The sequence below is a fragment of the Micromonospora sp. NBRC 107095 genome (genome assembly GCF_030269705.1).
GTDB classification, from domain to species: domain Bacteria; phylum Actinomycetota; class Actinomycetes; order Mycobacteriales; family Micromonosporaceae; genus Micromonospora; species Micromonospora parva.
In genome coordinates this window covers 243,810-266,864 of sequence record NZ_BSTU01000001.1, presented here as the reverse complement: position 1 = coordinate 266,864, position 23,055 = coordinate 243,810, and the positions used below count along the sequence as shown (strand labels likewise).

Sequence of the window (23,055 nt, the reverse complement as noted above, 5' to 3'; positions counted from 1 at the left end):
GGCATGTCCCGGATCAAGACGTTCAACCTGCCCGACCTGGGCGAGGGGTTGACCGAGGGCGAGATCCTCGCCTGGTTGGTCAAGGTCGGCGACACCATCGAGCTGAACCAGCCGATCGTCGAGGTGGAGACCGCGAAGGCGGCGGTGGAGATCCCGGCGAAGTGGGCCGGGCAGGTGCAGGCGATCCACCACCCGGAGGGCAGCACTGTCGAGGTCGGTACGCCGATCATCGCGATCGACACCGACCCGGGGGCCGGCCCGCTGGAGACGCCGTCGACCACTGCCACGCCCAGCGGTGACCTGCCCACCCCGTCGGCGGCTTCGCTGGCGGCGGTGGAGGTGGCACCGGCCGAGGGCATGGTCGAGCCCGGTCTGATCGGCGGCGCGGCCCCTGGTGGCCGGACGGCTGTGCTGGTCGGCTACGGCCCGCGTACCACCGCCGCGAAGCGCCGCCCCCGCAAGGGCGCGGTTCCCGCGCAGGCCGTGGCGGCTCCCGCACCGACTGCGCCGACTCCGCCTCCGGTGGTGGCACCGGCCCGCAACGGGCAGGCCGCGCCGACCGGCGGTGGCGTGCTGGCCAAGCCACCGGTGCGCAAGCTCGCCAAGGATCTCGGGGTCGACCTCGGCACGTTGACCGGGTCGGGGCCGCTCGGCTCGATCACCCGGGAGGACGTGCAGCGGGCGGCGAGCGGTGCGACCACCGTCGTCGCCGAGCCGGTCGCGGCGGCGACCGCGCCCAGCTTCGGCGCGGACCGGGAGCAGCGCATCCCGGTCAAGGGGGTCCGCAAGCTCACCGCCGAGAACATGTCCCGCTCGGCGTTCACCGCCCCGCACGTGACGGAGTTCCTGACCGTCGACGTGACCCGGGCGATGAAGGCTCTGGACCGGCTGCGCGGCCGGCGGGAGTGGCGCGACGTACGGGTCTCGCCGCTGCTGCTGGTGGCGAAGGCGGTGCTGCTCGCGGTGCAACGGCACCCGATGGTCAACTCGACCTGGGCGGGCGACGAGATCGTGGTCAAGGAGTACGTCAACCTCGGCATCGCGGCAGCGACCGAGCGCGGTCTGATCGTGCCGAACGTCAAGGACGCCGGCCGACTCTCGCTGCGGGAGTTGGCGGACGCGCTGACCGACCTGGTGCAGACGGCGAAGTCCGGCCGTACCTCGCCGGCGGCCATGTCCGGCGGCACCCTGACCATCACCAACGTCGGCGTGTTCGGGGTGGACACCGGCACACCGATCCTGCCGCCGGGTGAGTCCGCGATCCTGGCGTTCGGCGCGGTGCGGGAGATGCCCTGGGTGCACAAGGGCAAGGTCAAGGTTCGCCAGGTCACCACGTTGGGGTTGAGCTTCGATCACCGGATCATCGACGGTGAGCTGGGTTCGAAGTTCCTGCGGGACGTCGGCGACTTCCTCACGGATCCGGAGGCGGCGCTGCTCGCCTGGACCTGATCGTCGCTCGCCAGCCACGGCCGGTGTGTCACGGGTTAACGCCCGGCACACCGGCCGTGTCCGTTGGGCGACGGAACCGTCGGCCAGACGACCTGTTGACCTTTGATTGTTAGGCAGGTGTCTCAGCTCACCTAACAATCGATGGAATTTCGCGAGCTTCTGCTGTTGAATAGATGCATCAGGGGCTGACAACCGAATAGCTAGGGGGACCCACCAATGAGCATGATCGAGCGAATCCGCAACCACCGCGACGCCACCCGCCGCGCCCGTGCCATCGAGCACGCGCTGCGCTCGGCGAACTCGCCGGCGGTCCGCGAGGAGATCCTCGTCATCGCCCAGCGTCACATGAGCTGACGCTCCACGACATTCCTCACCTCCTCCAGATCGATGGCCCACCCGGCCCACCGGGTGGGCCATCGGCGTTCAGCCGCCACCCACCACCGGGATTCCGCCCTGCCGCAGCGCCCGGTACGGTGGGCTTCGGTCGCCGCCCGCCGACCCGGCAGAGGCCGAGCCGACAGAAGCTGCTCGACACCAACCGACCACGGTGAGTGACGGCCAATGCTCCTTGGACGTGTCGTGCCACCACCCGATACCGTGCGGGGAGCCGGCACAGCGGTACGCCGGTGACGCCGGCAGCCACGCCGAGGAGACCGATCGGCACCGGCGAGCCGACATGTGATGGAGGAGGCGCACCCATGACGTCCGAGGGCCCGCACCGTTCCGGCCAAGAGCCGGACGAGGTGTCACCGGGCGCCGGCGGACCGGCGCCGTACGGCGACCGCCCGGCGCAGCCGGACAACGGCCAGAACGCCGCCGGCCCCGACCTGGGCTGGGCACCCCCGCCCCCGACACGGCCCAACCCGTCGACGCCGGCCTGGGCGACCCAGCCCGAGCAGCCACCGGCCCCCGCCTGGGGTGCCGCCGCTGCTCCACAGCCCAACGACCCGGCGCAGCCCGCCTGGGCCACTGGCGGTGGCGGGAGCGAGCCGCCGCAGCAGCCCGGTGCGTGGTCCGGCAACGACGGCGCCCCGGCGCAGCCCGACCCGTGGGCGGCGCAGCAGCAGGGTTGGACGCCCGCCGAGCAGAGCGCGCCCGCGCCGACCTGGACCCCGAACGCCCCTGCCGAGCAGCCGGACTGGGTGCAGGTCCAGCCGGCCGCGCGGGGCGCCGCACAGGTTCCGCCGGCCACCGCCGCCTGGCCCGCCCAGGAGGACCCGGCCGCCGGCTGGGGTGGCGCGGCGCAGCAGGCCAACCCGCCAGCCGCCGACTGGCGCGGGGGCGAGTCCACCCAGTCCGACGCACCGCAGGCCGCCGCCTGGCCCGGCGGCGCTCAGCAGGAACAGGCCACCGGCAACGGCGGCTGGCCCGCTGGCGGCGCCGCCCGGGACGACCAGCCGGTGTGGCAGCCGGCCGAGCAGTCGCCACCGGCCTGGGGCCAGCCCGCCGAAGCAACCGAGCAGCCCGCCCCCGGCTGGGGTCAGGCCGCCCAGCCGAACGCGGCCCGTGGCGCCGCCCAGGTCCCGGCCCCGACGACGACCTGGCCCGCGCAGGACGACCCGGCCAACTCCGGCGGGTGGGCCGCGCAGCAGCAGGCGCAGCCCGCAGCGTGGAACGACGGCAACGACGCGCGGCAGGACCAGCCCGCGCAGCCGACCCCCGGGCAGCCGGCGGCCTGGGGCAGTGCCGAGAGCCGCCCGCAACAGCCCGACTGGGTCCTGTCCCAGCCCGAGCAGCCGACCGAGCGGCCGGAGCAGGCAGCGTGGACCCCGCCGGAGCCGAGCAACCTGCCCGCCCGGGCCAGCGCCAGCGTGCCTACCAGCGGCGGCGCGCCCAACTGGGCCGCCAGCCCGGACAACGCCGCGCAGGGCAACTCCGGCGCTGTGGCGGAGGTCGAGCCGTGGGCGCCCGGTGAGGTGTGGGGCCGCGCGGAGGCCGAGGCTTCCGCCCAGGCCCGTGGCGGCTGGGAGGCGGACCGGGCCGACGAGGCACCGGCCTACCAGCCCGGTCCCGCGCCGGGCATCTCGCCGGCCAACGCGGTGCCGCTGCCTCCGCAGGAGCAGCGCGTGCCGGGCGCCAGCCTGGCTGCCGCCCCACCGGCCGACTACGCGCCCCAGGGCCAGTTCGCGCCGATCCCCGAGCAGCCCGCCTACGCCGAGCGGGAGACCCCGGACGCCGCCGCGCAGTACGGTGGCCGCCCCGAGGACCCCGCCGCGAGCGCCGCGGTGGTGCCCGCCCCGCGTACCTCACCGGAGTCCGGAGCGGGCCGTGCGGCGGTACCGGTGTCGGACGCCGAGTCGGCAGCCGGCGCGGCGGCCCGGGCCACGGCGAGCGCTTCGGTGCCGCTGGCCAGCCGGGTGATGCCCCCGACCGACCAGGCGATCCGACCGACCGGCACTGCCGCACCGCAACCCCGGGTGTACGGTCGCCCGGCCCGACCGGAGCCGGAGGCCGAGCCCGAGCCGGAGGCGTTCCAGGGCAACCCGGGCGGCGACCGTCAGGGTGCCCCGGAGTGGCCCAACGACGCGCCGCAGCAGGCCACTCCCGACTGGCAGAACGAGGGCCAGCGGCAGATCGCGCCCGACTGGCAGCACGACGCGCAACGGCAGGCGGGGTCCGGCTGGGGCGGAGAGTCCCCGGCCGAGCCGCGCTTCGACGATCGGCAGCCCGCACCGAACTCGTTCAACGAGACCCCGTCGGCGCCGCCGGCGTTCCCGCCCGGTGTGCCGTCCTTCGTCGACGCCCCGGGTAACAACAGGCCGGTGAACGGTGTTCGGCCGCACGGCGGTGCCGACCAGCCGGCAGACCAGTTCGGTGGCCCCGGCTCGCCGGCCGCCAGCGCCGGCACCGTGAACGGGACGTCGACCTTCGGTGCGCCGAACTTCGGTGGCCCCGGTTCCGGCGGACCCGGCTTCGGCGCGCCGGCAACCGAACCGGTCTCGGGCAGTGACTTCCCGCCGTCGTTCCCGCCGCCGTCGCAGTCCGCGCCGTCCTGGGGCCAGGAGGTCAGCCCGGCGGACCAGGGCCGGTTCGACGCGTTCAAGCCGGACGCCGACGAGCCGAAGGTGGAAGCGCCGGCACCGAAGGTGCGCAACGGCCGGGTGCTGGCCGCGGTGCTGATCGCCGCAGTGCTCATCCTGGCGGTGCCGCTCGGCCTGCTGCTGCTGCTCGGCAAGGTCGGCGGGGACGACGCACCGGCCTTCGACCCTGCGGTCGGCACCTGCGTGAAGCAGTCCGGGGAGGGCGGCGCCTCGGCGGCGGACTGTGGCGAGGCGGGCGCGTTCACGATCGTCTCGAAGGTGGACGCCAAGGAGAAGTGCACCGACACGACGCAGCCCCACGTGGTGCTGCCGGGTGACGGCAACAACCGGGTGCTCTGCCTGAAGCCGGCCACGAAGTAGCTGCACCGACGGCGGGGTCACGGGCAACCGTGGCCCCGCCGTCGTCGTCCCCGTGATCGTTGGCGGTTGGGCAATTCGACACGCCGAGCACCGCGCTGCGGAGCAGCCAACGATCGCCACGGTGACACGTCCCATGCTGCTGTCGTCCGGGTCACGGCGATCGGACCTACAGCGCGTGGCAGGCTGGCAGGCATGGGAACGACAGCGCGTGTACGTGCCCCCGAGCTACGGGGCCGGCAGTGGCTCAACACCGGCGGCCGTAATCTGACCTTGCAGGACCTTCGCGGCAAGATCGTCATCGCGGATTTCTGGACGTTCTGCTGTATCAACTGCCTGCACGTGCTCGACGAGCTGCGCCCGCTGGAGGAGAAGTACGGCGACGTGCTCGTCGTGATCGGCGTGCACTCGCCGAAGTTCGAGCACGAGAAGGACGCCGACGCGCTCGCCGCCGCCGTGGAGCGGTACGGGGTGCACCACCCCGTCCTCGACGATCCTGAGCTGGACATGTGGCAGCAGTACGCGGCCCGGGCCTGGCCGACCCTGTCGGTGATCGACCCCGAGGGTTACGTGGTGGCCACCATGGCCGGCGAGGGGCACGCCGAAGGGCTGGCCCGGCTGATCGACGAGTTGGTCGCCACCCACGAGGCCAAGGGCACCCTGCACCGGGGTGACGGCCCGTACGTCCCGCCGCCGGCACCGGAGACCGCGCTGCGTTTCCCGGGCAAGGCGGCGCTGCTGCCGAACGGCAACCTGCTGGTCTCGGACTCGGCCCGGCACTCGGTGGTCGAGATCGAGCCGGACGGTGAGACGCCGGTGCGGCGGATCGGCTCGGGTGAGCGGGGTCGGGCGGACGGGCCGGCCGCCACTGCGACGTTCTCCGAGCCGCAGGGAGTGTGCGTGCTGCCCACCCAGGTCGCCGAGGTGGCCGGTTACGACCTGGTGGTGGCCGACACCGTCAACCACCTGCTGCGCGGCGTACGGCTGGAGTCCGGCGAGGTGGTCACGGTGGCCGGGAGCGGCCGGCAGTGGCGCGCCGAGGTCGACGACCACGCCCACGACGCGCTCGCCGTCGACCTCTCCTCACCGTGGGATCTGGCCTGGTACGACGACAAGCTGATCATCGCGATGGCCGGTATCCACCAGCTGTGGTGGTTCGACCCGATCAAGCGGACCGCCGGCATGTACGCCGGCACCACGGTGGAGTCGCTGCGGGACGGTCCGCTGGCCGAGGCGTGGATGGCGCAGCCGTCGGGGCTCTCCGTCTCCGTCGACGGCACCCGGCTCTGGGTGGCCGACAGCGAGACCAGTGCGGTCCGGTACGTGGAGAACGGCGTACTGGGCACCGCCGTCGGGCAGGGCCTGTTCGACTTCGGGCACGTGGACGGTCCGGCGGAGTCGGCGCTGCTTCAGCACCCGCTGGGGGTGTGCGCGCTGCCGGACGGCTCGGTGCTGATCGCTGACACGTACAACGGCGCGGTGCGCCGCTTCGACCCGGCCAGCAACCAGGTCTCCACCGTGGCGGACGGCTTGGCGGAGCCGAGCGACCTGGTGCTCACCCCGTCCGGTGAGGTGCTGGTGGTGGAGTCGGCCGCGCACCGGTTGACCCGACTCGCGCCGGGTGCCCTGTCGGCGGCGGGGGCCAGCACGGTGGACGGTCCCCGGCACCGCACCGAGCGCAAGCCGACCGATGTCGCGGCCGGCGAGGTCACGCTGGACATCGTCTTCACCCCGGCGCCGGGGCAGAAGCTCGACGAGACGTACGGGCCGTCGACCCGGTTGGTGGTGTCGGCGTCCCCGCCGGAGCTGCTGGTGGAGGGTGCCGGGACGGGCACCGAGCTGTCCCGCCGGCTGGTGCTCAACGGCGAGGTCACCGCGGGCGTGCTGCAGGTGACGGCTCAGGCGGCGACCTGTGACGCGGACGTGGAGCACGCGGCGTGCCACCTGACCCGGCAGGACTGGGGCGTACCGGTCCGTGTGGTCGACGGTGCCGTGACGCGGCTGCCGCTGGTGCTCCGCGGTCTGGACGCCTGACCTGGCCGGAGGGGCCCGCCGGGCCCCTCCGGTCAGGCGAACGGGGCGAGCGTGATGTCGGCGTCGATCAGGGTGGCGCGGACGAGTTCGGCGGCGGAGACCGCGCCCGGGGTGTCGCCGTGCACGCAGATCGAGTCGACCGAGCAGGGGATGACGGTGCCGTCGACAGCCACCACGCTGCGGTGTGTGGCCATCCGCACCGCCCGTTCGGCGACCTGCTCGGGGTCGGTGATCACCGCGCCCGGGGTGCCGCGTGGCACCAACGCCCCGTTGGGCAGGTAGGCGCGGTCGGCGAAGGCCTCGGCCACCACCGGCAGACCGGCACCGACGGCGAGTTGGGCGAGTGTCGACCCGGGCAGGCAGAGCACGGGCAGCTCGGGGTCGTAGCCGGTGACCGCCGCGACCACCGCCGCCGCCTGGGATTCGTCGGTGCTGGCCGCGTGGTAGAGCGCGCCGTGCGGCTTGAGGTAGCGGACCCGGGTGCGGAACAGCCGGCAGAACGCGTCCAGCGCCCCGAGCTGGTAGGTCACCTCGTCACGGAGCTCGGCGAAGTCGTACGCGATGTGCCGTCGGCCGAAGCCGGCCAGGTCGCGGTAGCCGACCTGCGCGCCCACCGCCACCCCACGGTGCGCGGCGCCCTCGCAGACCCGCCGCATGGTGGACGGGTCGCCGCCGTGGAAGCCGCAGGCGACGTTGGCGGAGGTGACCAGGTCCAGCAGCGCGTCGTCGTCGCCGAGTCGCCAGATGCCGAATCCCTCGCCCAGGTCAGCGTTGAGGTCCATGGAATCTGACGGTAGTACCTGGCCGTGCCTGCGCGAGCGCTGTCACGTCGGTGACCACCCCGACGACGGGGTATCCACCGGTGGTCGGATGGTCCGCGAGGAAGATCAGCGGTTGTCCGTCCGCCGGCACCTGCACCGCGCCGAGCACGATGCCCTCGCTGGGGAGTTCGCCGGCGACCGCGCGGGGCAGCGCCGCGCCGGCGAGCCGCGCGCCGACCCGGTTGCTCACCGGGCTGATGGTGTACGCGCTGCCGAAGAGCCGGTCGAACGCGGCCGGCGTGAACCAGTCCTCGCGGGGGCCGGGGCCGAGCGTCAGGTGCAGCTCCGGCTCGGGGTTGGCGCAGCTGGTCGAGTCGACTGGGGCGGGTGCGGCGACCGGTTCGCCCAGTGGCAGCCGGTCGCCGTCCCGCAGCGGAGGTGGGCCGAGCCCGGAGAGGGTGTCGGTGGCCCGGCTGCCGAGCACCGGTGGCACGTCGATGCCGCCGGCGACCGCCAGCCAGCTCCGTACGCCCCGTCGGGCGGGGCCGATCCGCAGTACCGTGCCGGCCGGCACGCTGAGCGGGCGTCCGGTGTCGCCGGGTCGAACGCCCGCCTGGACCGGGACCTCGGCGCCGGTGACCGCGACGGTGGTGGCCCGGGTCAGCCGCACTGTGCAGCCGGTCAGGGTGATCTCCAGGCCGGCCGCGTGCTCCGGGTTGCCGACCAGCCGGTTGGCCAGCCGAAGGGCGGCCGGGTCGAGGGCCCCGGAGCGGGGTACGCCCAGGTGCGCCCAGCCGGGTCGGCCGAGGTCCTGCACCGTGGTGAGCGCGCCGGCGCGGAGCACCTCGATGGTGGCCGGGTGGGTCACGCCGCCACCATCCGGACGGTGGTGCCCGGGTTGAGGCGGGCCGGCGGGTCGGCGGCGACGTCGAACAGCACCAGGTCGGTCCGGCCGACCAACTGCCAGCCGCCGGGCGACGCGCCCGGATAGATGCCGGCGTACGGGCCGGCCAGCGCGACCGAGCCGGCCGGGACCCGGGGTCGGGGCGTGGCCAGCCGGGGCAGCGCCAGCTCGGCGGGCAGCCCGGTCAGGTAGGGAAAGCCGGGGGCGAAGCCGCAGAACGCGACCCGGAACCTGGTGGTGGTGATCCGGTGCCGCACTGCTGACACGTCCATCCCCCAGTGGTCGGCCACCGCCGGCAGGTCCGGCCCGTCGAAGGAGACGGGCACGACCACGTCCGCCGCCTCGGCGTCGTGGCCTGGGGCTCCGGCGTGCTCGGGGCCGGTGGCCGTGGCGGTGACGGCGGACGCCCATCGGGTCAGCTGCCGGGCGGTGGTGGTCGGGTCGGGCAGGCCGTCGAGCAGCACGGTCCGGGCCGCCGGCACGATCTCGACGGCGATCAGGTCGCCCCGTTCCCGACGCCGCCACAGCTCGCTGCGCCACGCTTCGACGAGCGCGGCCTCGGGGATGTCGCTGGGCGTGGTGCAGTCGAGGAGCAGGGCGTGCGCCCCGACCGGTCGGATCCGCATCCGCTCATCCTCGCCGATGTGCCGCCGATCCGGTGTTCACGGTGATGGTGCCCGGTGTCACCAACGCCACTACTTACAAGTAACCTACGGTGTCGTAACCTGACTGGGTGACCACCTCCGCCCCGCTTCGCCTGAAGCCGGTCGACATCGGTAAGCCCCGGATGCGCGGCTGGCTCCACACGTACGCCTTCTTCGTCGCCGTGGTCTGCGGCATCGTGCTCTGCTCGATCGCCGCCACCAGGCCGGGGTGGGCGCCACTGGTGAGCTGCCTCATCTACAGCCTGACGGTCTGCGGGCTCTTCGGCACCAGCGCGTTGTACCACCGTCGGGTGTGGTCGGAGCGCGGCTACCAGTTGATGCGCCGGATGGACCACTCGATGATCTTCGTGTTCATCGCCGGCACGTACACACCGCTCTGCGTGATGCTGCTCGCGCCCCGGCCTGCCACGGTGATGCTGGCCCTGGTCTGGGGTGGCGCGCTGGCCGGCGTGGCGGTCAAGGTGGTCTGGCCGCACGCCCCGCGCTGGGTGTCCGCGCCGCTCTACCTGGCGCTGGGCTGGGTCGCGGTGGCCATGCTGCCGGAGATCCTGCACGGCGGCGGCGTCGCGGCACTGGTGCTGCTGATCGTCGGCGGCGCGATCTACAGCGTGGGCGCGGTCTTCTACGCGTTGCGCCGGCCCAATCCGTGGCCGACCGTCTTCGGCCACCACGAGTTCTTCCACGCCTGCACGCTGCTGGCGGCGCTCTGTCACCACATCGCCATCTACTTCGCGCTGTTCGCCTGACCCGAAGGGGCCGAACGCGAGCCGGGGCCCCGCCACGCTGCGGGACCCCGGAGTGTGTGAGCGAGGATCAGACCGGTCGGCCCGGCCTACGCACCTCGCGGTACTCCTGCACGACCTGGTCGGTCTGGACCGGAACGACCCGGTCGGCCACCACGCGCTCCTCGCGCACCGGCGCGGCGACCACCGTGCGGCGGCGGCTGCTCCAGAAGTAGAGGGTGACGAGCAGACCGGCGACGCCGGCCAGCATCAGCACCCAGCCGACCACTGACAGGTCAAGCCAACCCAGGTCGGCCTCCACTGCGAACGCGAAGATCGCGCCTATCGCGATCAAGAAGATGCTGCCACCAATGCCCATGTCTCGCTCCTCGGCTCTAACCTGGCGTACCTCGCGCCGCGGCCGTCGGTAGGGGTGCGGCATCCATCGACTTACCCCGGCACGGAGATCGCCAATCGGGCAAGCTGGGACCATGACGGACGCCGACCCCGACACACGGACACTGGTGTTGCTGCGGCACGCGAAGGCCGAGCAGGGCAACGACGCGGCGGACGACGCCGAACGGCCACTGAGCGCCCGTGGGACCGCCGACGCGGCCGCGGCGGGGGCCTGGTTGGCGCACCACAGGCTGCTGCCCGACGTGGTGATCTGCTCGACGGCCCGCCGCACCCGGCAGACCTGGCACGGCGTGGCGATGGGGATGACCGGTTCCCCGCCGGAGGGTGGCCCGACCGGTCCCCGCCCGACCGTCCGTTATGAGCCGGGCGCGTACGACGCGCACCCCGAGGAGTTGTTGTCGCTGGTCCGCACGGTGGACCCGGCGGCCCGCACGGCACTGCTCATTGCCCACAATCCAGGCATCTCGCTGCTCTCGGCGCTCTTCGACCCCGAGGGTGTCGACGACGGGGGGTTGCGCACCGCCGAGTTGGCGGTACACCGCTGTCCGGTCGGCTGGTCGCAGTGGAGCAGGGCGGGAGCGCCGCTCACGGCCCGCCACGCCGCACGCGACTGAGCCACCCGCCGGCAGTCGGCGGGTGGCTCAGCGGTACGCGTCCAGCCTGTGTGGGAATCAGGACGGCGGCGCGGTCGGTGGCGGCGGGTCCGGCGGTGGCGGCATCATCGCCGTCGGATGAGACAGCCGGTTCTCCTCCACGATGAGGGTTCGGGCCCGCTTGCGCCGGTCCTGCCAGAACCAGAGCGTGGTCAGCAGGACGGCCAGCCCGGCCAGGATGAACACCCAGCCGACCGCGCGTACGTCGATCCACCAGACGTTGGCCCTCAGCGCGAACGTCAGGATCGCGCCGATTGCGATGAGAAAGATGCCGCTACCTACACCCATGTGCGCTGCACTCCCCCGTGCGGTGGCTCTGGGCGTTCCCTTTCGAGGTCACGCGACGGTTACCCGCCACGCCACCGGCATACCCGGCCGGGCTGGCCCAATACGTGCCCGCCGCCGGGGTGGGACGGCGACGGCCGGCGAGGCAGACAGCCCCGCCGGCCGTTGCGGTGCCGGGTGGTGCGACCCGAAACCGTCAGACGTGCCGTGGCACGCTCAGAAGGCCTCCTCCGGGAGGTCCATGATGTCGAGGTCCGCACCCTCGATGATCCGCCGGTCGGCACCGATGCGGGGCAGCACCTCACGGGCGAAGAAGCGGGCGGCGGCCACCTTGCCGGTGTAGAACGCCTTGTCACTCGCGGAGACCTCGCCGGCCAGCGCCTTCAGCGCCACGTCGGCCTGCCGCTGCAGCAGCCAACCGACCACCAGGTCGCCGATCGCCAGCAGGAACCGCCGGCTGCTCAGCCCGACCTTGTAGAGGGCGCGGGTGTCGCCGCCCTGCGCCTCGCCCAGCCAGCCCGTCATCACACCGAGGATGTTCTGCACCTCGGCGAGCGCCTTGCCGAGCGCCTGCCGCTCGTCCTTGAGCTGACCGTTACCCGCCTCGGAGGAGATGAACTCCTGGATCTCGCCGGCCACCGCCATCAGCGCCTTGCCGTTGTCCCGCACGATCTTGCGGAAGATCAGGTCCAGGCTCTGGATGGCGGTGGTGCCCTCGTACAGAGTGTCAATCTTGGCGTCCCGGACGTACTGCTCCAGCGGGTAGTCCTGGAGGAAGCCGGAGCCGCCGAAGGTCTGCAGGGCCTCGTGCCCGAGCAACTCGTACGCGCGCTCCGAACCCACGCCCTTGACCAGCGGCAGCAGCAGGTCGTTGACCCGCTTGGCCAGCTTGGTGGCCTTCTCGTCACCGGCCGCCTCGGCGATCGCGACCTTGTCCTGCCAGGTGGCGGTGTAGAGGACCAGGGCGCGCAGACCCTCGGCGTACGACTTCTGCATCAACAGCGAGCGGCGCACGTCCGGGTGGTGGGTGATGGTGACCCGGGGCGCGGTCTTGTCCGCCTGCTGGATCAGGTCGGCGCCCTGCACCCGGTTCTTCGCGTACTCCAGGGCGTTGAGGTAGCCGGTGGAGAGGGTGGCGATGGCCTTGGTGCCGACCAGCATCCGGGCGTACTCGATGATCATGAACATCTGCCGGATGCCGTCGTGCTTGTCGCCCAGCAGCCAGCCCTTGGCCGGTACGCCGTGCTCGCCGAAGGTCAGCTCGCAGGTGTTGGAGACCTTCAGGCCCATCTTGTGCTCGACGTTGGTGGCGTAGACGCCGTTGCGCTCGCCCAGCTCGCCGGTGGTCTCGTCGAAGTGGAACTTCGGCACCACGAAGAGCGACAGGCCCTTGGTGCCGGGGCCACCGACCCCCTCCACGCCCACCGGGCGGGCCAGCACGTAGTGCACGATGTTGTCGGTGAGGTCGTGCTCACCGGAGGTGATGAAGCGCTTCACGCCCTCGATGTGCCACGAGCCGTCCGGCTGCTGGATGGCGCGGGCGCGGCCGGCACCGACGTCCGAGCCGGCGTCCGGCTCGGTGAGCACCATGGTGGAGCCCCACTGCTTGTCGATGAAGAGCTTGGCCCACCGCTTCTGCTGCTCGGTGCCCTCGACCTCCAGCACGTGCGCGAAGGACGGACCCGAGGCGTACATCCAGATGGGGGCGTTCGAGCCGAGCACCAGCTCGGCGAGGGCCCACCAGAGGGCGCGCGGCGCGGTGGTGCCACCCAGGTGCGGCGGCAGGTCCAGGCGCCAGAACTCGGAATCCATGAACGCCTGGTACGACTTCTTGAACGACTCCGGCAGCGGCGCGGTGTGCGTGGCCGGGTCGAAGACCGGCGGGTTGCGGTCACTGTCCGTGTAGCTGGCGGCCAGATCCTCGCGGGCGAGGCGGTCCAGCTCGGCGAGGAAGGTGCGGGCCGTGTCGGCGTCGAGTTCCGAGTACGGCTCCTGGCCGAACGCCCGGTCCGCCCCGAAGACCTCGAACAGGTTGAACTCGAGATCCCGCAGGTTGCTCTTGTAGTGGGTCATGCTCGCTGGCCCCGCTTCCGGACAGGTGTTACCGATCAGTAACCCAGACTGTATTACTCGCGGGTAGGCAGCGACAAGCGGATCACCCAAGTGACGGCGATTACACACCTACGGTGCCGCCCGGTCGCCTCAGCTCTCGGCGGCGCCGACCTCCCAGCTCGGGACGGCCACGGCCGCGCTGGTACGAGCACCCACGTACTCCATGAGGACCAGCGCGATGTCGTCGTCGAGCCGGCCGTGGACCCACTCGACCAGGGCGGTCTCCAGCGACGCCAGCCCGTCGGCGACAGTGCCATGGCCGAGCAGCCGCCAGGCCCGGTCGGCGGTGGGAAAGAACTCGCCGTCCCGCCGCGCCTCGCCGAGACCGTCGGTGAACAACAGCAGCCGGTCCCCGGGCTCCAGGCGTTCGACCCGGGGGCGGACCACCGGCATGAACCCGAGCGGAGGCGCCGGGGCCGGCGGTTCCAGCGGGATCACCGCCCCCCGACGCAGCAGCAGCGGCGGCGGATGCCCGCAGTTGACGATCGTCAGGGTGCCGCCCCGTTCCTCGACCAGTGCCGCCGTGACGAAGTCCTCGTCCCCGACGTTGCGGGCCACCGCCCGGTCCAGGTCGGCCACGACGGCCCGCAGGTCGGCCCGCTCGTACGCCACGTGCCGGTAGGAACCGAGGACGATGCTGGCCAGCCGGACCGCGTCCAGGCCCTTGCCCCGCACGTCACCGATGATCATGCGTACGCCGTAGGGGGTGTCGATCGCCTCGTACAGGTCACCGCCGATCTCGGCCGTCGCGGTGGAGGAGATGTAACGCCCCGCGACCGAGAGCGTGCCGACCTGCGGCCCGAGCGGGCGCAACACCGCCTGCTGGGCCACCGAGGCGAGTTTGGTCAGCTCGACGATCCGCTCGGCCTGCCGCTGGCGAACCCAGGCCACCGCCACGGCCAACGCGGTGACGAGCGCGACCGCGACAACGTTGACCGAGGTGATCAACGAAACCTTCGGCGCGACCAGCGCGAAGCCGACGCCGATCAGCGTCGCCGCGACGCCCACCCCCAGGACCACCAGCCAGGACGCCAGGGCTGCGGCAAGCACCGGCGCGGCGGCCAGGAGCGCGACGTAGTGCACCTTCCGGCCGTCCGCCACCTCCACCGCCGACACGATCGCGAGCAGAACGAGGGCCGCGCCGAGGCCGGCGCGGGATCCGGGGCTCAGCGGGCGGCGGCCCGACTGGAGGAGTCGCGTGGGTACGAATGACAGTTTGCCTGATCCACGTGAACCGGTGAATGAACCTGACCCGTCGTCCGAGCAGGTTCTGTCCGGCCGGCCCAGTCGGCTGGCCGAATCGGCGTCGTCCGCCCCGCTCAGCCGAGAACCTCGTAGCGGACGGTGAGCGCGCCCACGTCGACCGAGGCGATGGTGGCGAAGGCGGCCCGGGAGAGATCCAGGCAGCGGCCGTCGATGAACGGGCCACGGTCGTTGATCCGCACCGTCACCGACTTGCCGTTGGCCGGGTTGGTCACCCGGACCTTGGTGTTGAACGGCAGCGTCTTGTGCGCGGCGGTCAGCGCGTCGGGGTTGAACGACTCACCGTTGGCGGTGAGCTGCCCGTCGGAGTAGAACGAGGCACCGCACGAACCGCTCTCCAGCACCTTCGCCGCGGCCGTGGTCTTCTTCGCGGTCGGCTTCGGCTTCGGCTTCGGCGACGCGGTGCGCTCCTTGCTCCGGGAGGCGGCCTGCTGCGACCGGGTCGCCGACGGGCTGGCGGTCGCGCTGGGTGAGGCGCTGGCGCTCGGGGAGACGCTCGGGGAGCTGGGGGTGAGGCTGCTCGCGGCGGTGGTCGGGGTGAGGTCGAGAGCAACCTGCCCCGACTGGTCGGAGCCGGAGGTCAGCTGCACGGCACCGACAGTGCCCCCGACCGCGAGGGCGACGCCGACCGCCGCGGTGGCCACGATGCCCGCCGGGGAGGAGAAGATGCGGGTACGGGAGTGCCTGCCTGCCACCGGCCCGGTCCTTTCGTCGTCTGAACAAACCGGGTCGGACCGTAACGAGAGAAGCACTTCCGAAGTCAACGTGATCATGGTGTTATGACCGCATTTGCACAGGTACGTGTAGCCGATCATCCGACCCGGGGTGGGCCGGGCGGCCCGGGTGCGGCGAGACCCACCGTCCGTACCGCAGGATGAGCGGATGCCCACCGAGCTGACCGAACGCCTGGCCGCCCTGTTCCGGTGGATCGACCCCGGCCCGGGCACCAGCCACCTCGTCAGCGACATCTCCGGTTGGTGGCGGGACCCGACGGTGCTGGCCGAACTGGGACCGGCCCTGGTGGCGCCCTACCGGGCCGCCCGGCCCACTGTGGTGCTCGCGCCGGCCGTCACCGGGTTGCTGCTCGGGCCGTTGGCCGCCACCGCCCTCGGGGTCGGCTTCGTGGCCGCCCACAAACCCGGTGACGGACGGCTGCCGGCCGGACCGCTCACCTGGTCGCAGAGCCCACCGGACTACCGGGGCCGACGCGTCGACCTCGCCGTACGGGACCGACACCTCGGCCCCGACGACCGGGTGCTGGTGGTGGACGACTGGGTGCGCACCGGCGCGCAGCTACGCGCCCTCTACGACATCTGCGCCGCACGGGGTGCCGAGGTGCTGGGCACCGCCGTGGTGGCGGTGGACTGCCCGCCCGACGTCGCGGCCGACCTCCGGATCACCGGCCTGATCGCCGCCGCGGATCTGCCCGCTTGACCTCAAGCGAGGTTCAGCATCGACGATCGACTGATGAGTGACGGAGTTCTCGACGAGGCGTACGAGCGACTGCACCGCACCGGCCCCGAGTTCGAGGGCTGGTTGTCCAACCACGGGCCGATGGCCGTCGAGGCGTTGGTCCGGCACGGGCACCAGCAACGGGTGCACCGCTGGCTCGACGACTACCTCGGCCGACTCGACGAACTGCCCCGGGGGCTGCGCCCGATCGACGACTGGCGGTCAGCGCTGGGTGACCCGAAGCGTGCAGGCGACTGGTTGACCTACTTCGACAGCCAACTGCGCGAACACCCGTGGCGTGCGGTGCTCGGCACCTGGTGGCCCCGGCTGCTGCCGGGCATCGCCGCCGGTGCCACGCACGGGGTGATCCGGGTCGGGCACGCCGTACGCGCGCTCGACTCGGCCGACGAGAACCCACTACGGCTCGCCGAGTTGGGCCAGGCCCTCGGCTACTGGGCGGCCCGCTGGCAGCCGATCCCGGGCACCGACCAACTGCTCGCCGGCGAGCCGGAGCGGCCCGGCCCCGGCGACATCGACGTGGCGGCCGCGCTGGCCGGTGTGCCCCGGATCGACGACCAGACCGGGGGCATCCGGGATCGACTGGGCCGGCTGCCGGGCGTACCCCGGTGGGAGCCGGCGCTCGCGGCGCTGGGACCGGCGCGGAGCCCGGCCGAGGCGCAGCGCGGGCTCACCACGCTGGTGCACCGGGCCGGCCTGGACTACCTGCGCTTCGGGCACACCAACCCGGTCATGCTGGTGCACGCGGTGACCGCGCCGACCGCTGTGCTGCGTACCCTGCCGGCTCTGGACCGGGCCCTGTGGGCGCCGAGCCTCACCGCGGCCTGGGCCGCGACGGCGGCCATGACCTCGGTGTACGCCCCGGCCGACGGCATCGCGCCACCGACGGTGGCCCCGGCGACACCGGCGGAGGTCTTCGCCCGCGCGGCCCGGCACGGCGACGAGCACGTGGTCAAGCTGGCCGACGCGATCCTCGACGCGTACGCGGCCAGTGGCGACGACCGGCTCCTCACCGCACCCGGCTACGCCGGCCAGTTGATCTGAGTGGGGCGACGGGTATTGCGGCAGCGTCCCGGCCCGTGCTGGCCTAGCCTCGGCAGGATGTGGCCTCGGATCGGTGAACTGCGCGCCCTCGCTCTCGGCACCCCCGGCGAGCTGCGGGAGACCCTCAACACCCTGGTACTGGCCGGCGTGAAGACCGCCACGGCCGGACGGCTCGCCGAGTACACGGACGAGGGCGAGGAGTTGGAGCACGTCGGCGAACGCCTGGCGTTGGTCGACGACAACGACGCCCTGGCCGGCGTCGTGGAGATCACCGGAGTCGAGGTGGTCCGTTTCGCCGACGTGCCCTGGGACTTCGCCCACGCCGAGGGCGAGGGTGACCGCTCGATCGAGGAGTGGCGGGGCGGGCATTCGGCCTACTGGGCGCGGCTCGGCACGCCGGTCGACGACGACACCCCGATCGTCTGCCTCCGCTTCCGACTGGTCTCCGGCGGCGAGGGCGGGGTGGCCAGCGGCGACCTCGGCACCTGACCCGGCGACTCCCAGCCCGGCGCTGGCCTCAGCCTCGCAGCTGGGGTAGCAGCCGCGTCGCGACGTCCACCAGGATGGCCTCGTCACCGGCGTACCAGCTGCTGGCCCGTGGCCAGTGCGTCACCACGTCGGTGAAGCCCAGCTCGGCGGCCCGGCCGACCTGATCGGCGAAGAACTGGGCACTGCTGAGCGAGAAGACCGGCGCCGCGTCCAGCGAGAGGTAGCGGTCCAGGCTCGCCGGATCGCGGCCGGCCTCGGCCAGGGTCCGGTCCATCCGCGCGGACAGCGCCGACACGCTGGCCCACCAACCCGCCAGGTCGTTGTCGTCACCGGTGCCGGTGGTCACCCAACCCTGCCCGAACCGGGCCACCAACCGCATCGACCGTGGCCCGTTTGCGGCCACCACGAACGGCACCCGGGGCCGCTGCACACAGCCGGGATTGTTGCGGGCGTCCACGGCGGCGAACCAGTCGCCACGCCAGGTGGTGCCGTCCTCCCGCAGGATCAGATCCAACAGCTCGGTGAACTCGGTGAACCGGTCGACCCGCTGCCGCGGTGGCAACGTCTCACCACCCAGCACCGCCGAGTCGAAGCCGATGCCCCCCGCGCCCAGGCCGAGCAGCAGCCGACCGCCGGAGACGTCGTCCACTGTGGTGATCTGCCGGGCGAACGCGGCCGGGTGCCGGAAGTTCGGCGACGCCACGAGGGTGCCCAGCCGAATCCGCGAGGTCACCGTGGCGGCGGCCGTCAACGTGGACATCGAGTCGAACCACGGGCCGTCGACCAGGTCACGCCAACCCAGGTGGTCGTACGTCCAGGCGTGGTCGAAACCCCACTCGTCGACCTGCCGCCAACGACGCTGCGACTCCGCCCACCGCTGGTCCGGCAGGATCACGATGCCAATCCGCATGGTCGCCACCCTAGCCGGGGACACCACCGGGCCCGGGTTCTCGCCCTCGTTCGGGGGTGGACCAACTGGCGCAGCAGATCGAGTCGGCGATCGGCGACCGGAAGTCCTAGGTCCACCGCTGCTGCCAGCCCGTACCCTCCGGGCATGTCCACCGAAGCAGCCGCTGCCCGCGTATCCCCGGATCGCCGGAAGCGCGCGATCCGCACGGTGGCGTTGGTGGTCGGGGTGGTGGCCCCGTCCGTCGTCCTCCGCGAGCTGGTCGAGTTCCGGTTCGGCAGCGGGCCACTGGCCGACCTCAGCGCTGTCGCGGTGCCGATGGCGGCGACCGCGTGGCTCGCGCCGTACGCCTCCTACCGCCGCCGTGACGCCCTGCTCTGGCTGGTCGGCCCCGGCATCTACGTCTTCGCGGTGATCGCCTGGCGGGTGACCCTCGCGCCCTACCGGGACTGGCGGCCCCGACCGGAGGAGAAGCCCCGGATGCGCTGGTCACGCGACCCGGAACGCGCCGGAACGTGGCTCCTGACCAAGCCCACGAGTGACACGCGTCACACTGGATCCCCGTAGGGGCATCGCGTTCGGCTCCGACCTCTCGGCGAGCGGCACCCGGACGGGTGTCGACCGAGGAGAGGACCAGGCGCGATGACGAAGGTGACCGCACAACTGTCGGTGTCGGTGGACGGCTTCTACGCCGGCCCACAGTTCGACGGAAACGGCGACTGGCTGGGCTCGACGGAGAGCGCGAAGTTCTTCCGGGTCACCCGGTGGGCGACCGACGCGGCGGCCTGGCGGGAACGGCAGGGTTTCACCGGCGGGGAGCAGGACACCAACTCCGAGGTGATCGCCGAGTCCTTCGGCGCGGCCGGCGCGTACGTGATGGGCCGCCGGATGGCCGACGGGGGTGAGATCCCCTGGGGTGACGAGCCGCCGTTCCGTGCACCGGTCTTCGTCGTCACCCACCGCCCCCGCCAACGGCTTGTCAAGGGAGGCGGCACCAGCTTCACCTACGTCACCGACGGCGTGGCCAGCGCCGTCGAGCAGGCACGCGCCGTGGCCGGTGGCAAGGACGTCGCGGTGGCCGGTGGCGGCAGTCTGGTGCGTCAGGTGCTCAAGGCCGGCCTGCTCGACGAGTTGGAGCTGCACGTCGTGCCGGTGGTGCTCGGCACCGGCCTGCGGGTCTTCGACGCGGACCTCGACCTGGGCGACCGGGAGGGGATCGAACTGACGCCCACCCGCGTCCTGGCCACCCCGCAGGTGACCCACATCCGGTACGCGGTGCGCGGTCGCGCCCCGCTCGTGCTCGACGACCGGGGTCGCGGCGGGGGCCCGACCGCAACCGCGAACTGAACCACTGCCGACCGGAAAGGAGGAGACACCATGTCACAGCTGTTGCGAGTGCAGTGCTTCAACGTTTCGCGAGACGGGTTCGGCACCGGAGAGGGGCAGAGTCTGGAACGCCCCTTCGGTCACGCGGACCCCACCCCGCTGTTCTCCTGGCGTGCCGCCACCGCCAGCTTCGTGTACCGCACCGAGCCGGGCGGCAGTCGCGGCCTGGACGACTACCTGACCCGCGACGCCGAGTGCAACATCGGCGCGGAGATCATGGGTCGCAACAAGTTCGGTCCGCAACGAGGCCCCTGGAAGGACCACGAGTGGACGGGATGGTGGGGGGACAACCCGCCGTTCCACACACCGGTCTTCGTGCTCACCCATCACGAACGCCCGTCGTTCACACTGGCCGACACAACGTTCCATTTCCTCAACGCCAGCCCGACCGAAGCGCTGGCCCGGGCGAAGCAGGCAGCCGCCGGTCGAGACGTCCGCCTCGGTGGCGGGGTGGCGACGATCCGCGAGTTCCTCGAGGCCGACCTGGTCGACACGATGCACATCGCCGTCGCACCCGTCGACCTGCACCGGGGCGAACGGTTGTGGGACAGCCCCGACGAACTGCTCGACCGCTTCCACCTCGAGTCGGTGCCCAGCGCCAGCGGAGTCACACACCTCCTGTTCTGGAAACGATGACCGCGCTCCTGGCCGGCGCTGTCGGCTACAGCCGGGCCAGCACCAGCAACCGGTTACCGTCGGGATCGGTGACCCGGGCGGAGCGCTCGCCCCAGGGCTGGTCGACCGGCTCCTCGGTGACCGTCGCTCCACCGGTGCGCAGCGCACCCACTGCCGCGTCACAGTCGTCGGCGTAGACGCACAACTCCCAGCGGTGCGACTCGGCCGGCTCGCCAGCCTCCGGGTTGGCGGCCAGGCCGAGCTCGCTGCTGCCCAGTCGCAGCGCGACGAACTCCGGGACGCCCACGTCCGGGAACCGGTAGGTCAGCTCGAAACCGACCACGTCCCGGTAGAACGCGATCAGTCGTGGCAGGTCAGGTGTCGTCACGATCGGAAAGGCTTCGGTGAACACGGACCACCTCCACGCCGGACCCTAGCCGCTGCCGTGGTCCAGCCGGAACCACCACCGTCGATCCCGGCAGGGTGTCATCATCTGCCGGCCACACCCGCCCGGCCTCAACCATTCCCGGGACAGGTGGCGTTCTACCTGGCGAGGGGGTGGGGATGACCGAGACGTTCCACGAGTTCGTGGTGCACCGCACGCCGGCGCTGTCCCGGACGGCCTACCTGCTCACCGGCGACCACCAACTCGCCGAGGACCTGTTGCAGAGCGCCCTGGCCCGGACGTACCGGCACTGGCGGCGGATCCGCGACGGCGACCCCGAGGCGTACGTGCGGCGGGTGATGTACCACCAGCAGGTCTCCTGGTGGCGGCGGCGCCGGCTGACCGAACGCCTGGAGGCACAGCCCACCGACCGGCCCGGCGACGACCACTCCGAGACGACAGCCCTGCGGCTGAGTCTGCTGCACGCGCTGCGCGGGCTCACCCCTCGCCAGCGCGCCGTGATCGTGCTGCGGTTCTACGAGGACCTGACCGAAGCCCAGGCCGCCGCGGTGCTCGGCTGCTCGGTCGGCACCGTCAAGCGGCACGGCCACGACGCCATCCGCCGGTTGCGCGCGACCGCCCTCGACCTGGTCGACCCGACGGTGCAGAGGAGCCATCAGTGACCGTCCGACTCCGCGAGACTCTGCACGCCGCCGCGGCCGACGTCCCCGCCTACCCGGTCTACGAACGAGCGCTCGCCACCGCCCGCCGCTCCCGCCGCCGGGCCGTCGTCGCCGCTGTCGTGGTGCTCGTGCTCGCCACGCTGACCGGGGCGGTGCTCCCGCTGACGCGTACCCCTGCCGTGGATCCGGCGGCCGGGGCGGACGCCGCACTACCCGACCGGGTCGCGCTGCCCCCGCTCGGAGCGCTGCACGCCACCGACCGACCCCGACTCGGGCCCGCGTCGGTCCTCTTCAGCGGGCAGGCGCGACGTCTCCAGGGCTGGGACGAGGACGGCATCGTCGGTGTGGTCAGCGCCGACTCCGACCGCTACCGGATCTTCTCGATGGGTTACGAGGCACCCGTCGGCGAGCAGGTGATCCTCTCGCCGGACGGCCGGTACGTGGCCCGGCCCGCCGGCCTCTCCGAGGACGGCCGGGTCGACCTCATCGACCTCGTCACCGGTCGTACCCGGCGACTGCACAGCAAGGTCACCAACAGCGTGGGGACAAGCCCCAGGGCCTGGTCCCCGGACGGCAGGCAACTGGTGGTCGACGACACCGTGCCGACCGACCCGACGCGCAGCGGCTACCGGCGGGTGCTGAGCATTGTCACGCTCGACGGCGAACGCTGGACCCAACTGGCTGACGCCGCTCAACAGCCGATCTTCGGCTCGTCAGTGGCCTTCGCCCCCGGAGGTGGACGGCTCGCGTACCAGATCGGTCGGACCGTGACGGTCGCAGACCCGGACGGCCGGACGGTGTCCACCTTCGAACTGCCCGCCGAGAGCTGGCTGGCCGGCAAGGGGGCGTGGACGACGGACGGGGCGTTGACGCTGATCAGCCGGAAGGCCGGCAGCACCGACTGGAGCCTGCGCCGGGTGGACAGCGCCACCGGCCGGGACACCACACCGCTGCCAGTGCCCGGCGTCACCGGCGTGACCGCCATCCGGCTGCTCGGCTGGGGCCCGGACGGGTCCGCGCTGGTGGTCGCCTACCAGCCCGAACCCCTCAGCCCGGACCGGTTCGACCAGCCGCTGGAGCTGGACCAACGCACCGCCTACCCCAACGTGCGCAGCGTACGGGTGTTGGCGTTGACGCCCGACGCCAGCGCGCCACGAACCCTGATGACCGCCCCGGAGCAGATCCTCGCCGTCGACGTCGCCGACAACGTGATCAGCGCTGGTCGGACCCGCGACGCGAACCCGCCCGGCGGGGTCGGTGGCCGATTCTGGGGCTGGGGGATTCTGATCACCCTCGTGATCGCCGGCATCGCGGTCTACCGCAGTCGCGACAGGCTGGCGCTCTGGCTCGACGACAGGCGCGTCAAGCGGGCGCGCTGACACTGCCGAACGGGGGCCTGACGGGGTTGGACCC

General features: G+C 72.5%; 24 protein-coding genes. 14 read left to right on the top strand and 10 right to left on the bottom strand.

The features are described from left to right. The first annotated feature begins 3 nt into the window (after window positions 1–3). The 4 genes from QSK15_RS01300 to QSK15_RS01285 all read left to right on the top strand — a co-directional run bounded on the left by QSK15_RS01300 (window position 4) and on the right by QSK15_RS01285 (window position 6,881). Window positions 4–1,449, top strand: coding sequence for a dihydrolipoamide acetyltransferase family protein (locus QSK15_RS01300; RefSeq protein ID WP_285794294.1), 1,446 nt, complete (start codon window positions 4–6; stop codon window positions 1,447–1,449). A 216-nt stretch (window positions 1,450–1,665) separates the two neighbouring features. Further along, entirely contained in the window at window positions 1,666–1,803 is a 138-nt protein-coding gene (locus QSK15_RS01295) for a hypothetical protein (protein ID WP_165435866.1), read from the top strand. Window positions 1,804–2,147: 344 nt separating this feature from the next. Beyond that, window positions 2,148–4,850 carry an LppU/SCO3897 family protein gene (locus QSK15_RS01290; RefSeq protein WP_285792521.1) on the top strand — a complete coding sequence of 901 codons (2,703 nt, stop codon included), beginning with the start codon at window positions 2,148–2,150 and terminating at the stop codon, window positions 4,848–4,850. A gap of 192 nt (window positions 4,851–5,042) precedes the next feature. Then, the gene (locus QSK15_RS01285; RefSeq protein WP_285792520.1) at window positions 5,043–6,881 is read left to right on the top strand and encodes an NHL domain-containing thioredoxin family protein; all 1,839 of its coding nucleotides are present in this window, start codon (window positions 5,043–5,045) and stop codon (window positions 6,879–6,881) included. 32 nt (window positions 6,882–6,913) lie between these two features. Here QSK15_RS01285 and QSK15_RS01280 read toward each other — a convergent pair whose 3' ends face one another. The 3 genes from QSK15_RS01280 to QSK15_RS01270 are packed head-to-tail and all read right to left on the bottom strand — an operon-like array spanning window position 6,914 to window position 9,172. Then, window positions 6,914–7,663, bottom strand: coding sequence for a LamB/YcsF family protein (locus QSK15_RS01280; RefSeq protein ID WP_285792519.1), 750 nt, complete (start codon window positions 7,661–7,663; stop codon window positions 6,914–6,916). Then, entirely contained in the window at window positions 7,647–8,510 is an 864-nt protein-coding gene (locus QSK15_RS01275; RefSeq protein ID WP_285792518.1) for a 5-oxoprolinase subunit C family protein, read from the bottom strand. Before QSK15_RS01275 ends, QSK15_RS01280 begins: the two co-directional genes overlap by 17 nt. Next, the gene (locus QSK15_RS01270) at window positions 8,507–9,172 is read right to left on the bottom strand and encodes a 5-oxoprolinase subunit B family protein (RefSeq protein WP_285792517.1); all 666 of its coding nucleotides are present in this window, start codon (window positions 9,170–9,172) and stop codon (window positions 8,507–8,509) included. The genes QSK15_RS01275 and QSK15_RS01270 overlap by 4 nt, the downstream gene beginning before the upstream one ends. Window positions 9,173–9,279: 107 nt before the next feature. Between QSK15_RS01270 and trhA the strand changes: the two genes are divergently transcribed. Further along, window positions 9,280–9,957: a PAQR family membrane homeostasis protein TrhA gene (gene trhA / locus QSK15_RS01265; protein ID WP_285792516.1), complete on the top strand. Its 678-nt coding sequence runs from the start codon at window positions 9,280–9,282 to the stop codon at window positions 9,955–9,957. Window positions 9,958–10,024: 67 nt separating this feature from the next. Here the strand turns inward: trhA and QSK15_RS01260 are convergent, their stop codons facing one another. Further along, window positions 10,025–10,312 (bottom strand): DUF6458 family protein, encoded by a 288-nt coding sequence (locus QSK15_RS01260; protein ID WP_285792515.1) that lies wholly within the window; start codon window positions 10,310–10,312, stop codon window positions 10,025–10,027. 112 nt (window positions 10,313–10,424) lie between these two features. On the opposite strand from QSK15_RS01260, the gene QSK15_RS01255 reads away from it, so the two are divergent. Continuing rightward, a complete protein-coding gene (locus QSK15_RS01255) occupies window positions 10,425–10,964 on the top strand; it encodes a SixA phosphatase family protein (protein WP_285792514.1) in 540 nt (179 codons plus the stop codon). 57 nt (window positions 10,965–11,021) lie between these two features. On the opposite strand, the gene QSK15_RS01250 is transcribed toward QSK15_RS01255, so the two are convergent. The 4 genes from QSK15_RS01250 to QSK15_RS01235 form a co-directional block, all read right to left on the bottom strand. After that, a complete protein-coding gene (locus tag QSK15_RS01250) occupies window positions 11,022–11,291 on the bottom strand; it encodes a DUF6458 family protein (RefSeq protein ID WP_030332052.1) in 270 nt (89 codons plus the stop codon). Between the two features lie 213 nt (window positions 11,292–11,504). Further along, the gene (locus tag QSK15_RS01245) at window positions 11,505–13,361 is read right to left on the bottom strand and encodes an acyl-CoA dehydrogenase (protein WP_285792513.1); all 1,857 of its coding nucleotides are present in this window, start codon (window positions 13,359–13,361) and stop codon (window positions 11,505–11,507) included. Window positions 13,362–13,490: 129 nt separating this feature from the next. Beyond that, on the bottom strand, window positions 13,491–14,615 hold the full coding sequence (locus tag QSK15_RS01240; protein WP_285794293.1) for a PP2C family protein-serine/threonine phosphatase: 1,125 nt from the start codon (window positions 14,613–14,615) through the stop codon (window positions 13,491–13,493). 104 nt (window positions 14,616–14,719) lie between these two features. After that, window positions 14,720–15,358: a septal ring lytic transglycosylase RlpA family protein gene (locus QSK15_RS01235; RefSeq protein WP_285792512.1), complete on the bottom strand. Its 639-nt coding sequence runs from the start codon at window positions 15,356–15,358 to the stop codon at window positions 14,720–14,722. Between the two features lie 187 nt (window positions 15,359–15,545). On the opposite strand from QSK15_RS01235, the gene QSK15_RS01230 reads away from it, so the two are divergent. From QSK15_RS01230 to QSK15_RS01220, 3 genes are read left to right on the top strand one after another with little or no spacing between them, the layout of a single operon-like run. Beyond that, window positions 15,546–16,097, top strand: coding sequence for a phosphoribosyltransferase family protein (locus QSK15_RS01230; RefSeq protein WP_285792511.1), 552 nt, complete (start codon window positions 15,546–15,548; stop codon window positions 16,095–16,097). 33 nt (window positions 16,098–16,130) lie between these two features. After that, on the top strand, window positions 16,131–17,177 hold the full coding sequence (locus QSK15_RS01225) for a questin oxidase family protein (RefSeq protein WP_285792510.1): 1,047 nt from the start codon (window positions 16,131–16,133) through the stop codon (window positions 17,175–17,177). 57 nt (window positions 17,178–17,234) lie between these two features. Continuing rightward, window positions 17,235–17,666, top strand: coding sequence for an ASCH domain-containing protein (locus tag QSK15_RS01220; protein WP_285792509.1), 432 nt, complete (start codon window positions 17,235–17,237; stop codon window positions 17,664–17,666). 28 nt (window positions 17,667–17,694) lie between these two features. On the opposite strand, the gene QSK15_RS01215 is transcribed toward QSK15_RS01220, so the two are convergent. Further along, window positions 17,695–18,576, bottom strand: a complete 882-nt coding sequence (locus QSK15_RS01215; protein WP_285792508.1) for an LLM class flavin-dependent oxidoreductase — start codon at window positions 18,574–18,576, stop codon at window positions 17,695–17,697. A gap of 144 nt (window positions 18,577–18,720) precedes the next feature. Here QSK15_RS01215 and QSK15_RS01210 point away from each other — a divergent pair, with 144 nt between their 5' ends. The 3 genes from QSK15_RS01210 (at window position 18,721) to QSK15_RS01200 (ending at window position 20,595) form a co-directional block, all read left to right on the top strand. Continuing rightward, on the top strand, window positions 18,721–19,140 hold the full coding sequence (locus tag QSK15_RS01210) for a hypothetical protein (protein WP_285792507.1): 420 nt from the start codon (window positions 18,721–18,723) through the stop codon (window positions 19,138–19,140). A gap of 75 nt (window positions 19,141–19,215) precedes the next feature. After that, window positions 19,216–19,920: a dihydrofolate reductase family protein gene (locus tag QSK15_RS01205; RefSeq protein WP_285792506.1), complete on the top strand. Its 705-nt coding sequence runs from the start codon at window positions 19,216–19,218 to the stop codon at window positions 19,918–19,920. A gap of 30 nt (window positions 19,921–19,950) precedes the next feature. Then, window positions 19,951–20,595 carry a dihydrofolate reductase family protein gene (locus QSK15_RS01200; protein ID WP_285792505.1) on the top strand — a complete coding sequence of 215 codons (645 nt, stop codon included), beginning with the start codon at window positions 19,951–19,953 and terminating at the stop codon, window positions 20,593–20,595. Between the two features lie 25 nt (window positions 20,596–20,620). Here QSK15_RS01200 and QSK15_RS01195 read toward each other — a convergent pair whose 3' ends face one another. Next, window positions 20,621–20,962 carry a VOC family protein gene (locus tag QSK15_RS01195; protein ID WP_285792504.1) on the bottom strand — a complete coding sequence of 114 codons (342 nt, stop codon included), beginning with the start codon at window positions 20,960–20,962 and terminating at the stop codon, window positions 20,621–20,623. A gap of 176 nt (window positions 20,963–21,138) precedes the next feature. Here QSK15_RS01195 and QSK15_RS01190 point away from each other — a divergent pair, with 176 nt between their 5' ends. Further along, window positions 21,139–21,642 carry a SigE family RNA polymerase sigma factor gene (locus tag QSK15_RS01190; RefSeq protein WP_285792503.1) on the top strand — a complete coding sequence of 168 codons (504 nt, stop codon included), beginning with the start codon at window positions 21,139–21,141 and terminating at the stop codon, window positions 21,640–21,642. Continuing rightward, window positions 21,639–23,021, top strand: coding sequence for a WD40 repeat domain-containing protein (locus tag QSK15_RS01185; protein ID WP_285792502.1), 1,383 nt, complete (start codon window positions 21,639–21,641; stop codon window positions 23,019–23,021). Before QSK15_RS01190 ends, QSK15_RS01185 begins: the two co-directional genes overlap by 4 nt. Window positions 23,022–23,055 lie beyond the last annotated feature (34 nt).